Consider the following 14,062-nt stretch of genomic DNA (forward strand, 5'->3'; position numbering starts at 1 on the left):
TGATCGGTCCTGGCCGCACTGATCCGGAATGCGGTCCCGGATGATCGCTCAGCTTTACGCATGGGAAGGATGTTTAGGGAGAGTTGACCGAATCGATATGGGCGGATGGGGAAAACCCGCTATGCGCTTTAGGGACATGAGCCCCGAAACGGACAGCTCGGGCCCCGGGCTCAGGCGTCCTTCGAGCGCGCGTAATGCCGGGACGCCTTTGCGCGGTTGCCGCAGGTCGCCATCGAGCACCAGCGGCGCGTGCCGTTCCGTGAGGTGTCGAAGAAGTGCAGAATGCACGATTCGTGCGCACAGGTACGGATTCGGTCGGGCGCGGTGGCCAACAGCTCCAGGTAGTTGCGGGCGGCGAGCCAGGCGGGCCCCCACGCGGGGTTGCCGAACTCGGGGATCTCGCCGGGGCCCGTCGCGGTGAGGGTGGCGCGGATACGGCCGTGCGCGAGGACGGCGTCGACGAGGGGCGCCCCCTCCGCGAGCGACCCGTCCACGGTGGCCGCCAGTGCGTCGCGGGCCTGGAGGGTGTGACGCAGGAGCCGGGTGTCCGGGGCGTATCCGCCGCTCAGTCCGGTCGAGTCGAGCCATACGGCGAGCCCGCCGAGGTCGGCGAGGAGGTCCCGGATCCTCCCCTCCTCCATCCACCGCGTGTTGAGCAGGTCGAGCGCGAGGGGCTCGCCGATGAGCGGGCGGGGGTCGGGGGTCACCGACGGCATGGGGCGCTCCTCTCCTCAGGCCTAACCTGTTAAGACTACGTGAGTGGTTGCCGTCCTGGGCTAACGTCCCTCTGTGCGACGGAAACTGAGGGTGGCGGCCTACGCCATATGCGTGCGCGACGGACAGATCCTGCTCGCCCGCTGGATCGACGACGACGGCCGGCCCGAGTGGACCCTGCCCGGCGGCGGCATGGAGCACGGCGAGGACCCGTACGACACCGTGCTGCGGGAGGTGGACGAGGAGACGGGCTACGACATCGAGGTCACCGGGCTGCTCGGGGTGCGCTCCAACCGGCTCACCTTCCGCCGCCGCTTCGGCCGCACCGTCGACCAGCACGGTGTGGGGCTCGTGTACGAGGGCCGGGTCACCGGTGGCGAACTGCGCCACGAGATCGGCGGATCCACGGACATGGCGGCGTGGCACGACCTGGACGCCGTACCCGGGCTGAACCGGGTGCCGTTGGTCGACTACGGCCTGCGGCTGTGGCGCGAGCGGCCGGTCACGGGGCGGCCCGAGGACGCCGATCGGGTCGGGGAATAGCTGCCATACCCCGTTAGATGAACATGGAGTAACCGCCCCCCGGCCGCCCGGGGGCGGTCCCTGGACGCGCAGGGTAGGCCAAGATCCACGTACGGTGATCGGCGTTGCGCGTTGCCGCCTCGTTCACGCGCAGGTCATCCCCGGTGCCAACGATCCAAGTGAGCGGGAAGTTCGTGAGACCGGCCTCCCGTGACCACTGCCGACGCAGTTCGCACTCGGGGAGATCGCGCCATGTCGCGCATACGCTCTGTCGCCAGCAACGCGCTGGGGGTCAACCGCCGTACCGTCCTCGCCGCCACCGGGGCGGTGTCCCTCTCCGCAGGCATCGGATACGCCCTGCGGCCCACCGACAGCCAGGCCGCGACCACCACCGACGCCGCCACCCGCCCCGCCGAGGCGCCGATCGCCCAGTCCCGCAAGGCCCCGGTCGTCGCACCGCAGGTCCCCTACACCCGCGGCACCACCGTCGCCACGGTCGCCGCCCCGCGCACCGGTTCAGGCTTCCGGCGCCTCGGTGACGGCCCCGGCTGGCAGCGCAAGGTCCGCTCCGAGCTGGCCACCCCCAAGAGCGGCCGCGCGGGCCGCCGTACCGCGCTGGCAGCCTTCGTGCAGCTCACCGACCTGCATCTGATCGACAGTCAGCACCCGATGCGGCTGGAGTTCCTGCGCTCCACCGACGTGCACGCCTGGCGGCCGCACGAGGCGCTGACCGTGCCGGGCGCGATCTCGCTCGTCGAGCGGGTCAACGCGCTGAGCGGCGCCCCCGTCACCGGCGCCCCGCTCCACTTCGCCATGACGACCGGCGACAACACGGACAACAACGCCAAGACCGAGCTCGACTGGTTCCTCACCATCATGAGCGGCGGCCGCGTCACCCCCAACTCCGGTGACCCGCGCCGCTACGAGGGCGTCCAGAACAGCGGCATCAAGCAGTACTGGCAGCCCGACTCGTCCGCGCGCGACGCCGACAAGCAGCTCGGCTTCCCGCAGCTGGAGGGCTATCTCGCCGCCGCCGTCCGGGAGTTGAACAGCCCGGGCCTCAACATCCCCTGGTACTCCACGGTCGGCAACCACGACGCCATGCCGCTCGGCTGCTACGGCCACGGCGACTCCTGGCTCGCCGAGTTCGCCGTCGGCGGCAAGAAGCTCATGTCGGTGTCCGCGTCCGAGGCGAAGAAGCTCCAGAACGCGATCAAGGGCGCCAGTGACCCCCAGGGCCACGCCTTCCGTGACTTCCTCAAGGCCCACACCCGGGACATGCGCTCGGTCACGCCCGACGAGAACCGCGCCCCGTTCACCGCCCGCGAGTACGTGCAGGCCCACCTGGACCCGGCCTACCGGGGCCTCGGCCCGGTCGGTCACGGCTACTCCACCGCGAACCTCGACGCGGGCACCCAGTACTACAGCTTCCGTATCGCCGACGACGTCATCGGCATCAGCATCGACACCACCGACGCGGGCGGCCACTACCAAGGGTCCATCGGATCCGCCCAGTTGAGGTGGCTGGACCGGACGCTGCGCGAGAACAAGGACTCGTACGCGATCATCTTCAGCCACCACACCAGCAAGTCGATGGACAACACCCGCCCCGACCCGGCCCGTCCGAACGAGCGCCGCCACAGCGGTGAGGACGTCATCGCCCTCCTCGGCAGCCACCGCAACGTTCTCGCCTGGGTGAACGGCCACATCCACCGCAACGACATCACCGCGCACTCCGCCCCGGACGGCCGCTCCTTCTGGGAGATCTCCACCGCCTCCCACGTCGACTACCCCCAACTCGCCCGTGTCATCGAGGTGGTGGACAACAAGGACGGCACGCTCTCCCTCTTCACCACCTGCATCGAGTCCTCGGCCCCGCACCGCACGGACTTCTCCGACCTCTCCCAGACGGGCCTCGCGGCCCTCTACCGGGAGCTGTCCTTCAACGCCCCCGGGGCGCGGGACGACCTGGGCGGCGACGCGAAGGACCGGAACACGGAACTGGTGCTGAAGAAGGGCTGAAACCGGCTCAACTGCCGTACAGGGCATCAACCTTCTGTTTCTCTCCGGTGTCTCTCCCGCCGATCACGCTCGCCGAGCGTGCGGAGATGGGGGAAGACATGACGGTGCGTGTACGTACGACCCTGGTGGCGGCGACAGCCGTGGCGCTGGCGGCCGCCCTGGCGGCCCCGGCGTTCGCCGCCGGGTCTGCTGAAGGCGGCCACGACGCGACCCGCCGGGCCGTCGAGGCCGCGGTGAAGGACGGCGTGCCCGGGGTGACGCTGACGGCGAAGGACGGGCACGGCACCTGGCGGACGACCGCGGGTGTGGGCAACCTCCGTACGGGCGCACAGCGTTCGACGGAGGACCGCTACCGGGTAGGCAGCATCACCAAGACCTTCGTCGCCACGGTCCTGCTCCAACTGGAGGCGGAGGGACGGCTGTCCCTCGATGACACGGTGGAGAAGTGGCTGCCGGGCGTTGTCGACGGCAACGGACACGACGGCAGCACGATGACCGTCCGCCAGCTCCTGAACCACACGAGCGGTGTCTTCAACTACACGGCCGACGAGACGTTCGGGCGGACGTACTTCCTCAAGGACGGCTTCTTCGAGCACCGTTACGACACCAAGTCGCCCGAGCAGCTCGTCGCGATCGCCATGGCCCACAAGCCGGACTTCGCACCGGGTACGTCCTGGAACTACTCCAACACGAACTACGTCCTGGCGGGGATGGTGATCGAGAAGGTCACCGGCCGGACCTACGCCGAGGAGATCCGCCGGCGCGTCATCGACCCCCTGCACCTGGACGCCACCTCGGTCCCCGGCACCCGCGTGACCGTCCCGCAGCCCAGCAGCCGGGCCTACTCCAAGCTGGCGGAGACGGCGACGGGTCCGACGTACGACGTCACGAAGTTGAATCCCTCGCTCGCGTCCTCGGCGGGCGAGATGATCTCCGACTCGGCCGACCTGAACCGCTTCTACCGGGCGCTGCTGAGGGGCGACCTGCTCCCGGCGAAGCAGCTGAAGGAGATGAAGACCACGGTGTCGGCCGAGGAGTACCCGAACGCCGGCTACGGCCTCGGTCTGATCGACCGCGAGCTCAGCTGCGGGGTCCATGTGTGGGGTCATGATGGCGGCATCCACGGCTCCAACTCCGTGGCCGCGACCACGGCGGACGGTCGTCACTCCGTCGCCCTCAACTTCAACGGCGACTGGTCGGGGGACAGTGACGCGGTGCTCGAAGCGGAATTCTGCGGCAAGTAGACGTGTGTGTCGGTGTCATTGCGCCGACCCAGATCCGAAGCACCCAGTTCATTCGCACGTAATGTCCGTACCGCCTCATATCGGCTAACCCGCACTTCACGGGGATGGCTCGATCTGGGTGCAAGGCGGGTGGTCGTGTGCGTGCGAGGCACGAGCTGCGTGTGGTGTCGGTCTACGAGGGCTTCTTCTCCGGAGGGGCCCGGATCGTGCACAGTGACATCGTTCTGGGCCTACGGGAGGGCGGGCAGCACCATCAGGTGCTGAGCCTGTACGGCGAGGTGCACCGGGAGGCCACCCGCCAGCGGATGGAGGACGACGCCTGCTACCGGGCGCTCACCGCATCCGGGGTAGGTGTCACCTCCCTCGGCCGCACGTTCTTCGGCACCGGCGTTTCGGCCGACTTCACCGGACCGGAGCTGGCCGAAACAGCCCGGGCGATGGCCGGCGCCGACGTCATCCTCTCGCTCAAGGAACAGCCCCTCGCCCTCCTCAACCAGGCGGGCCTGCCGCGCCGCCCGGTCGTGGTCTGCCTGCACCGCTCGGACCCCGAGAACCAGGGCCGGGCCCTCGACGACCTCAAGGCCGCCATCGCCGACGGCACGGTCGCGGCCTGCGTCTGCTGCGCCGAGTCGACCCGGGCCGCGTACCGGGCCGCCGGCATCCCGGCCGAGCTGCTCCACGTCATCCCGAACGGGGTCGACCTCTTCCGCTTCCGCCCGGACGCGGCGCGGCGGGTGGGGCTGCGCACGGAGCTCGGCATCCCGGCCGCGGCTCCGGTGGTCGTCTTCGCCGCCCGCTACGACGCGATGAAGAACGTCCCGCTGCTGCTGAGCGCCGCCCGGGCATGGCTGGCACGGGTGCCGGACGGGCAGGTGCTGATGTGCGGGGCGGGGATGACGGAGGCGAATCCCGGGCTGACGGCCGACATCGGCGCGGCGTTCGGTCCGGAGCAGGGGCGTCTGGCGGACCGCCTCCGACTCCTCGGCGTACGACGCGACATGGAGACCCTGTACGCAGCCTCCGACGTCGTCGCCCTGACCTCCTCCTGGGGCGAGGCGGCCCCCCTGTGCCTGATCGAGGGGATGATGTGCGGCGCGGTACCGGTGGCGACGGACGTCGGGGACAGCGCGGCGATCGTGGCGGGCCACGGCCTGGTGACCCCGCCGGACCCCGAGGCGATCGCGGAGGCGTGGTCGGAGGCGGTCGGTCGACGCGAGGCCTTGGCCCCTTCCTTTGCCGCGAACCGCGAACGCTTCAGCCGTACAAGGATGATCGCGTCGTACGCGGCCCTGCTGGAGCGGGTGCACACGGGGGCGGCGACGAGACGGACGTCACCGGAGCCGTTCTGAGTGGGGGACGGGCGATCATGGGTGAGAGAGCTGCGCTCGGAGCAAGGAGAACTTACCCATGAAGGTCGACATCTTCAGCGAGATCCAGAACCCGCGCCCCTGGCAGGGTGAGAACCACGAGCACCGGCGCATCAGCCAGGCGATCGAACAGGCGGTGCTCGCCGACGAGTTGGGCTACGGCTGCTGGTGGCAGGTCGAGCACCACGGCGCGGAGGAGTTCAGTCTCTCCTCCGCCCCCGAGCTGCTGCTGGCGGCACTCTCCCAGCGGACCTCGCGGATCCGCCTGGGCCACGCCGCCGTACTGGCTCCCCGGGAGATCAACCACCCCGTCCGCATAGCCGAACGGGCCGCGATGCTGGACCAGTTGAGCGGCGGCCGTGCAGAACTGGGCCTGACCCGCTCCGTCCCGCCCGAGTGGCGCCTCTTCGGCGCCGACCCGGCGACGGTACGGGACCGGACCCAGGACGCCTTCGAAGCCGTACCGAAGATGTGGACGGGAGACACGACGGCGAGCGGCGGAGTACGAGTGGTCCCGTCCCCGTACCAGCGCCCGCACCCCCCGCTCTGGCAGGCGGCGTCGAGCCCGGCGTCCTTCGAGGAGGCGGGACGGCGCGGGGTCGGGGTCCTGGGGATGACGCTGTGGGAGCCACGGGAGCGGGTGGCGCGCCTGGTCTCCCTCTACCGCGAGGCGGCAGCGGCCTGCGACGCTCCGGTCGGCTCCGTCGTCAACGACCAGATCGCCTTCTTCACGTTCGTTCACTGCGCGGAGACGGACGAGGAGGCGATGAGGGGCGGAGCGGCGGCTGCGGCGGCCTGGTACACGGCCCGCGCCCTCACCTTCTTCGAGGCGGCCGATGCCTTCATGGAGACGATGGCCCGCGAACAGGCCTTGATGAACGACCCGTCGGGCGGCGGCCTCGCGGGTGAGTTCCTCCGCACGGAGGCCACGTCGGGAGCCGGCCCGAGCCCCGCCGCTCTGGTCATCGGCCGCATTCTGCAGGGCGAACAGGTCCCCGACGACGAGGTGTACCAGGCCCTCTCGGAACAGGACTCCCTGATCGTCGGCAGCCCCGAGACCTGCCGCAAGAAGCTCCGGGCCTACGCCGACCTGGGCGTAGACCGGCTGATGTGCTTCCAGCAGGTGGGCGCGCTGCCGCACGAGAGCGTGCTGCGGAGCATGCGGTTGGTGGGGGAGCTGATTCCGGAGTTCGACTGCTGAGAGCCGTGACGGCCAGGTCGTCCTTCGTCTTGAAGTAGTAGTAGACGTTGCCCGTCGGCAAGGCTTGACCGCCGAAAAAGCATTCGTCCTCCACCTGGCGTCCCTGACACGATCCAGGTGTGACCACGCTCTTTCTGATGGTGGGCCTGCCAGGGGCCGGAAAGACCACAAGGGCTGGGCAGCTGGCCGAGGGGCACAGTGCGCTGCGGCTGACGCCTGATGAGTGGATGATTCCGTTGTTCGGCGAGTCGGGGGCCGACGGGAAGCGCGATGTGCTGGAAGGACGGCTGCTCTGGCTTGCCTTGGAGGCGCTGAGGCTCGGAACCAACGTCATCCTGGATTTCGGATGCTGGTCTCGTGACGAGAGGTCCGCGATCCGGTGGATGGTGAAGTCCGTGGGCGCGGTCTGTCACCTCGTTTACGTGCCGGTGGACCATGAGACCCAACGCGCGCGGATCGCTCATCGCCAGTCCACCACCCCGGAACAGACCTTCCCGATCAGCGAGTTGGATCTCCCGCAGTGGAGGACGCGGTTCGAGGAGCCCGATGCCACGGAACTCGCGGGACGTGACGTCGGCGGTCCGCCTCCTGGCTGGTCGGGATGGCTGGAGTGGGCCGCCGATCGGTGGCCGTCCCTCGCGTGACCAGCGCCAGGCGTCCCGGGAGAACAGCTTGAGGTCGGCTGTACGGCCTTGGAACTCCATCAGCGAGACCGCCCAACAAACGTAGCTTCAATCTTACGTAGATTGCGTCTTACTTAAGTCGTCAGGGCTCCGCCCATCACCGACCCCACCACCTTCCGTACGGCTTCCCCCTCCGGCACGCTGCCCTCCCGCCCCGCGAACAGCAGATGCCCCGACCCGATCAGCGTCAGTGCCAGTGTCTCCACGTCCGCGTCGCCCGCGACCCGCCCCAACTCCCGCTCCGCAGCCAGGTAGGACGCGATCATCGCCGTCGCCTCCGTCAGGATCGGGACGCCGGTCTGGCCCGAGGCGCGGAGGCGGGTGCGCAGGTCGTCGCGGAAGGTGAGGAGGCCTACGATCGCCACCGCGACCGAGCTGAAGAGTTCCGTCAGTGCGGATACGAGGTGGTCGGTCACCGTGCCCGTACCGGCCGCGTCCAGCAGGGCGGCCGACTGCACGCCGACCCGCCCGACGCGGTCCAGGACCAGCTCGGTCAAGAACGCGTCGAAGTCCGCGAAATGCCGGTGCAGGACCCCCTTCGCGCAGCCCGCCTCCGTCGTGACCGCCCTGCTGGTCAGGGCGTTCGGGCCGTCCCGGAGCAGGATGCGCTCCGCGGCGTCGAAGAGCTGCTGGCGTGCGTCGCGCATGGCCACGCCGGTTGGTGGCATGTGGCGTTCACCTTTCAAGAGTGGGCGTGCGCCCATTAGAGTGGGCGCATGCCCACTCTAGCGTCCGAGCCCGACCGTCCTTCTGGGAACGACCCTCATCGGCACCGGCAGGTCGCCGAGTCCTTCGGCACCGACGCCGAGCGCTATGACCGTGCCCGGCCCCCGTATCCCGGCGCTCTGATCGAGCGGATCGTCGGCCGCGGCCCCGGCCCCGACCTCCTCGACGTAGGCACCGGTACCGGCATCGCCGCCCGCCAGTTCCAGGCCGCCGGCTGCCGCGTACTCGGCGTCGAACCCGACGCGCGGATGGCCGACCTCGCAACGCGGCTCGGCACCGAGACCGAGGTTGCGACCTTCGAGGACTGGGACCCTGGCCGGAAGACCTTCGACGCCGTCGTCTCCGGTACCGCCTGGCACTGGATCGACCCCGTCGCGGGAGCGGCCAAGGCCGCGCAGGTGCTCCGCCCGGGTGGGCTGCTGGCCCCCTTCTGGCATGTGTTCCAGATTCCGCCCGAGATCACTCTGGCCGTCGCCGATGTCTGTGAACGCGTCATGCCCGGCTCGCCATTCGACTTCCGGGCGTTGGCGGAGCGGCCGGCCGTGGACACCTATCAGGCGGGCCTCGCCAAAGTCGTCGTCGGGATCCGCGAGGCCGGTGGTTTCGGTGAATCCGAGCAGTGGCGCTACGACTGGGAGTGCACCTACACCCGGGAGCAGTGGCTCGACCAGATGCCCACCCAGGGTGCCTTCACCCGGCTCCCACCGGACAAGCTGCAGGAAGTCCTCGACGGCGCCGGAGCCGCCGTAGACGCGATGGGCGGCAGCTTCACGACCACCCATTCGACGCTCGCCGTCGCCGCGAAGCGGACATGAAGAGCGGACATGAGGAGGGGCCGCCGTATCCCCCAACACGGCGGCCCCTCCTCTCCCCTCCTGATCCCACCCCGGTCCGTCACTACCGGGGCAGCACCACGACGTACGCGGCGGGATCTCGGTCTCCCGACGCCATGAGTGCCGTACGGACGACGGCCGCCTGCTGCTCAAGGGAGTCCCGGAGCTTCTTCGGGGTGATGTGGACGACCGTGATGCCGAGCCGCTCCAGGTGCTCGCGCTTGCGGGCGTACTCCGACCACAGGGCGTCCTCGTCCTGGCGGGGGGCCCGGGTGTCGAGCTCCACGGCGACCGCCTGCTCGGGCCAGTACGCGTCCAGGCCGCCGAGGTGCGGGCCGCCGGGAAGGCGAAGGTCCACGTTCCACACCGGGTCCGGGAGGCCGTGCTCCTGGACCATCCGGTACAGCCGGTCCTCCGCGATCGCGCGGCCCTCGGCCAGCAGGGAGTCCACCGCGTCGACCACGTGCGGGCGGCCCAGCAGCTTGGCGTTGCTCAACTCCCGTACCACCGATGCCGGTTCGCAGTGGCCGCCACGGACGGCCTCCGTCAGCAGGCGGCGTACGGCGCCCGCGTCCGTCAGTTCGGCCACGGCGTCGGCCAGGGCGCGCGGGACCGGGGCGACCGGGACTCCGGTGGCCTGCTGAGGCGCCGGCAGGGCCGACGTACGGACGATCCGTGCGCAGCCCGTCGTGCGCAGGCGGCGCAGGCGCGGCACCAGGACGTCGATCCGGTCCAGGGAGAGGAGCGGTGGGGTCGAGCTGAAACCGTGGAGGGTCAGGGCCGCGAGGCCCGTGATCATCGCCTCCGCGTACACCGGGCGGTGCGGCTCCTCCGCGCTCGGCTGGGACGGGACCCCGGCCGGCCGCTCCTTCGCCGCGTACATCAGCACCGCGTGCAGCCGCTCCTCGCTGGTCGGCGGGCCCGGGTGGAGCAGGAAGACGCCCGGGAGGATCTGCTGCCAGGGGCCGCCGGGCCGGCACTGCTCGTTCGTCTCGGCGGACGAGACGCCGTGGACACGGAGTTGGGCGACCGTCATGACGCGCCGGTGCACCTCGGAGAGGTGGCGGAGAGGGCGGGGGGTGAGCGGGGGGACCGGGGTGTTGTGGTTCATGGAGCGGAGGTTCCCGCACTCGGACCGCCCTCTAACCGCTGTTACACATCCGTCGACAAATACGGACAAGCCAGTGCTAAAGGACGGGTGTTCGGGTGCCGAGTAGGGACGGAAAACCCCTGGTCCGTTTGGGTGTGGACCAGGGGTTACGGTGCCTATTGCCTGAATTCCGTAACGGCTACCGGGCGCCCAATCTCAGGCCAAAGCTCGCCTTCACCGAGCGGCCTCCGCATCGCACGCCTGCCCCCGCAGCGCCCGCGCCAGATCGTCCCGCCCCTCCAGCACCAGCCTCCGCAGCGCCGGCGCCGCGTCCTCGTGCGCCGCGAGCCACGCGTCGGTCGCGTCCAGCGTCTCCTGCGAGTCCTGGAGGGAGGGGAACAGGCCCGAGACGATGTTCATCGCGATCTGGATCGACCGCGACGCCCACACCCGCTCGATCGCCGCGAAGTACTTCTCCGTGTACGGCGCGAGCAGCTCGCGCTGGGACGGCCGGCCGAAGCCCGCGATCGTCGACTCGGCCAGGGCGTTGGAGAGCGCGTCCGACTCCACGACCTGCGCCCAGCCCTGCGCCTTCACCGCCGCCGACGGACGGGCGGCGAGGCAGCGCACCTGGTGGCGCTTGCCGGACGCCGTGTCATCGCGGACGAGCTCCGCCGCCAGTACGGCCTCGTCGGCGGCCCCGTGCGCGGTGAGCGGCTCCAGGAACACCCAGCGCAGCTCCTGGTCGACGTCCAGGCCCTCGATCTTCTCGGTGCCCTCCAACAGGCCCCGCAGCAACGCCAGTTCGTCCGGGCCGGAGGAGACCGACGCGAAGAAACGCGCCCACGCCAGCTGGTGCTGACTGCCCGCCTCGGCCGCCCGCAGCTCCCGCAGCGCACCCTCGGCCAGCAGCTGCCCACCGGTCGGACGCCACTGCGGCGCCACATAGTTGACCAGCGACGAGTTCGCCCACGCGTGCAGCATCTGCAGCACACCGATGTCCGACTCGCGCCCCGCGAACCGCAGCACCAGACCCACGAAGTCCCGCGCGGGCAGCAGCGCGTCCCGCGTCATGTTCCACAGCGCCGACCAGCACAGGGCACGGGCCAGCGGGTCGGTCAGGGAGCCCAGCCCGTCCCGCAGCGTCTCCAGAGAGCCCGAGTCGAAGCGGGTCTTGCAGTACGTCAGGTCGTCGTCGTTGACCAGGACCAGCTCCGGCGCCTCGGCACCGGCCAGCTCCGCTACGACCGTCCGCGGACCGTCGACGTCCACCTCGGCCCGCGCATACCGCTCCAGGGAACCGGAAGCGCCGCGCCGGTACAGGCCCACCGCCACCCGGTGCGGCCGCAGTTCGGGGTGCGACTCGGCCGCCTCCTGCAGCACGGCCAGCTCGTCGACCCGTCCCTCCGCGTTCAACAGCACCTGTGGAGTAAGGGAGTTCACGCCCGCCGTCTGCAGCCAGGACCGCGCCCACGTGCCCATGTCCCGGCCGCTCGTCTCCTCCAGCACGGACAGGAGGTCACCGAGTCGCGTGTTGCCGTACGCGTTCCGCTTGAAGTAGCGCCGCGCGCCCTCCAGGAACGCGTCCTGGCCGACGTACGCCACGAGCTGCTTCAGAACCGAAGCCCCCTTGGCGTACGTGATGCCGTCGAAGTTGAGCTTGGCGTCCTGGAGGTCGCGGATGTCGGCGGTGATGGGGTGGGTGGAGGGGAGCTGGTCGGCGCGGTACGCCCAGGCCTTGCGGCGGTTGGCGAAGGTGATCCAGGCGTCCTTGAAGCGGGTGGCGCCGACGTTCGCGAAGGTGCCCATGAAGTCGGCGAAGGACTCCTTGAGCCACAGGTCGTCCCACCACACCATGGTGACCAGGTCGCCGAACCACATGTGGGCCATCTCGTGCAGGATGACGTTGGCCCGGCCCTCGTACGAGGACTGCGTGACCTTGCCGCGGAAGATGAACTCCTCGCGGAAGGTGACCAGTCCCGGGTTCTCCATCGCGCCGAGGTTGTACTCGGGGACGAAGGCCTGGTCGTACTTCCCGAAGGGGTACGGGTAGTCGAAGTGGTCGTGGAAGAAGTCCAGGCCCTGCTTGGTGACCAGGAAGACGTCGTCCGAGTCGAAGTACGGGGCCAGGCCCTTGCGGCACAGGGCGCCGAGGGGGATCTCCAGCGTCGTACCGTCGTCGAAGGTGCGCGAGTACGAGTCCGTCACGTAGTGGTACGGCCCCGCCGCCACGCACGTGATGTACGTCGAGATCGGCTTCGTCTCCGCGAACCGCCACGCGCCGTCGGACTCCGCGCCGGCTCCGTTGCTCCACACCGTCCAGCCCTCGGGGGCCCGCACCTCGAAGCGGAAGGGCGCTTTCAGATCAGGCTGCTCGAAGTTGGCGAAGACGCGGCGGGAGTCGGCCGGCTCGTACTGGGTGTAGAGGTAGACCTCGCCGTCCTCGGGGTCGACGAAGCGGTGCAGGCCTTCGCCGGTACGGGAGTAGGCGCACTGGGCGTCGACGATCAGCTCGTTGTCGGCGGCGAGGTCCTCCAGGGCGATCCGGGAGCCGTCGAAGACCTCGCCGGGGTCCAGGTCCCGGCCGTTGAGTGAGACGGCGGTCACCCTCGGCGCGATCAGGTCCGCGAAGCTGGTCGCGCCGGGCTCGGCGCAGCGGAAGCGGATCGTGGTGACCGAGCGAAAGGTGCGCGGCTCGCCCCCTGCGCGCTCCTCGCCCGCCGCACGCTCCTCGCCCGCCGCACGCTCCTCGCTGTCCCCGTCGCCGATGGCGGATCGCAGATCGAGGGACACCTCGTACCCGTCGACGGACAGCAGGGCGGCCCGCTCCCGGGCCTCGTCGCGGGACAGATTCTCACCGGGCACGGGCGGTTCTCCCTCGGGTGCTGTTCAGCATGCGGACAGCACCGATCCTGCCATGTGCCCCTGACGGGCGGCAGCCGGGAATGGGGTGGCGGCGGCCGACGTTCCACTGACAATCGAACGCTTCTTGAGGAGACCCATGTCCGAGACCGCCTCCGCGAAGACCCCCGTCGACTTCTGGTTCGACCCGCTGTGCCCCTGGGCCTGGATGACCTCCCGCTGGGTGCTGGAGGTGGAGAAGGTCCGTGACATCGAGGTGCGCTGGCACATCATGAGCCTCGCCGTGCTGAACGAGGACCGGATCGACGAGCTGCCCGAGGAGTACCGGGAGATGCTCGCGACCAAGGCGTGGAAGCCGGTGCGGGTGGCGACCGCGGCCTGGCAGAAGCACGGCGCGGACGTCCTCGGCCCGCTGTACACCGCGCTCGGCACCCGCTTCCACAACAACGAGGAGGGTCCGACCACCGAGGCCATCGCCGGCGCCCTGAAGGACGCCGGTCTGCCCGCCGACCTGATCGAGTACGCCGACCAGACGGACTTCGAGTTCGAGACCGAGCTGCGCGCCTCCCACAAGGAGGGCATAGAGAAGGTCGGCCAGGAGGTCGGCACCCCGGTCATCGCCGTCCCCGGCGCCGACGGCGAGCAGATCGCCTTCTTCGGCCCGGTCGTCACCCCGGCCCCCAAGGGCGAGGACGCCGCGAAGCTCTGGGACGGCACGCTGGCGGTCGCCTCGGTCCCCGGCTTCTACGAGATCAAGCGCACCCGCACGAAGGGGCCGGACTTCAGCAACCTGTAGGT

12 protein-coding genes are annotated in these 14,062 nt (G+C 70.1%); 8 read left to right on the plus strand and 4 right to left on the minus strand.

Annotation, left to right across the window (positions count from 1 at the left end; translation table 11 throughout):
• Positions 1 to 170: 170 nt before the first annotated feature.
• Positions 171 to 716: a CGNR zinc finger domain-containing protein gene (locus IG08_RS0131040; RefSeq protein WP_030609858.1), complete on the minus strand. Its 546-nt coding sequence runs from the start codon at positions 714 to 716 to the stop codon at positions 171 to 173.
• A gap of 73 nt (positions 717 to 789) precedes the next feature.
• Here IG08_RS0131040 and IG08_RS0131045 point away from each other — a divergent pair, with 73 nt between their 5' ends.
• The 6 genes from IG08_RS0131045 to IG08_RS0131070 all read left to right on the plus strand — a co-directional run bounded on the left by IG08_RS0131045 (position 790) and on the right by IG08_RS0131070 (position 7,714).
• Entirely contained in the window at positions 790 to 1,257 is a 468-nt protein-coding gene (locus IG08_RS0131045) for an NUDIX hydrolase (RefSeq protein ID WP_030609860.1), read from the plus strand.
• A gap of 231 nt (positions 1,258 to 1,488) precedes the next feature.
• The gene (locus IG08_RS0131050) at positions 1,489 to 3,258 is read left to right on the plus strand and encodes a TIGR03767 family metallophosphoesterase (protein WP_030609864.1); all 1,770 of its coding nucleotides are present in this window, start codon (positions 1,489 to 1,491) and stop codon (positions 3,256 to 3,258) included.
• Between the two features lie 98 nt (positions 3,259 to 3,356).
• Positions 3,357 to 4,502, plus strand: coding sequence for a serine hydrolase domain-containing protein (locus IG08_RS0131055; protein WP_030609866.1), 1,146 nt, complete (start codon positions 3,357 to 3,359; stop codon positions 4,500 to 4,502).
• Between the two features lie 161 nt (positions 4,503 to 4,663).
• On the plus strand, positions 4,664 to 5,851 hold the full coding sequence (locus IG08_RS0131060; RefSeq protein ID WP_030609869.1) for a glycosyltransferase: 1,188 nt from the start codon (positions 4,664 to 4,666) through the stop codon (positions 5,849 to 5,851).
• 58 nt (positions 5,852 to 5,909) lie between these two features.
• Complete coding sequence (locus IG08_RS0131065) at positions 5,910 to 7,070, plus strand: LLM class flavin-dependent oxidoreductase (RefSeq protein WP_030609873.1); 1,161 nt, start codon at positions 5,910 to 5,912, stop codon at positions 7,068 to 7,070.
• 119 nt (positions 7,071 to 7,189) lie between these two features.
• On the plus strand, positions 7,190 to 7,714 hold the full coding sequence (locus IG08_RS0131070) for a P-loop nucleotide/nucleoside kinase family protein (protein WP_030609875.1): 525 nt from the start codon (positions 7,190 to 7,192) through the stop codon (positions 7,712 to 7,714).
• 113 nt (positions 7,715 to 7,827) lie between these two features.
• Here the strand turns inward: IG08_RS0131070 and IG08_RS0131075 are convergent, their stop codons facing one another.
• Positions 7,828 to 8,421: a TetR/AcrR family transcriptional regulator gene (locus IG08_RS0131075; protein WP_030609878.1), complete on the minus strand. Its 594-nt coding sequence runs from the start codon at positions 8,419 to 8,421 to the stop codon at positions 7,828 to 7,830.
• Between the two features lie 48 nt (positions 8,422 to 8,469).
• On the opposite strand from IG08_RS0131075, the gene IG08_RS0131080 reads away from it, so the two are divergent.
• Complete coding sequence (locus tag IG08_RS0131080; protein ID WP_030609881.1) at positions 8,470 to 9,294, plus strand: class I SAM-dependent methyltransferase; 825 nt, start codon at positions 8,470 to 8,472, stop codon at positions 9,292 to 9,294.
• A gap of 82 nt (positions 9,295 to 9,376) precedes the next feature.
• Here IG08_RS0131080 and IG08_RS0131085 read toward each other — a convergent pair whose 3' ends face one another.
• Positions 9,377 to 10,423: a hypothetical protein gene (locus tag IG08_RS0131085; protein ID WP_030609884.1), complete on the minus strand. Its 1,047-nt coding sequence runs from the start codon at positions 10,421 to 10,423 to the stop codon at positions 9,377 to 9,379.
• A gap of 213 nt (positions 10,424 to 10,636) precedes the next feature.
• A complete protein-coding gene (gene pepN, locus IG08_RS0131090; RefSeq protein ID WP_030609886.1) occupies positions 10,637 to 13,267 on the minus strand; it encodes an aminopeptidase N in 2,631 nt (876 codons plus the stop codon).
• A gap of 136 nt (positions 13,268 to 13,403) precedes the next feature.
• Between pepN and IG08_RS0131095 the strand changes: the two genes are divergently transcribed.
• Complete coding sequence (locus IG08_RS0131095) at positions 13,404 to 14,060, plus strand: mycothiol-dependent nitroreductase Rv2466c family protein (RefSeq protein ID WP_030609888.1); 657 nt, start codon at positions 13,404 to 13,406, stop codon at positions 14,058 to 14,060.
• Positions 14,061 to 14,062 lie beyond the last annotated feature (2 nt).

The organism is Streptomyces fulvoviolaceus, assembly GCF_000718165.1.
GTDB classification, from domain to species: Bacteria; Actinomycetota; Actinomycetes; order Streptomycetales; family Streptomycetaceae; genus Streptomyces; species Streptomyces fulvoviolaceus.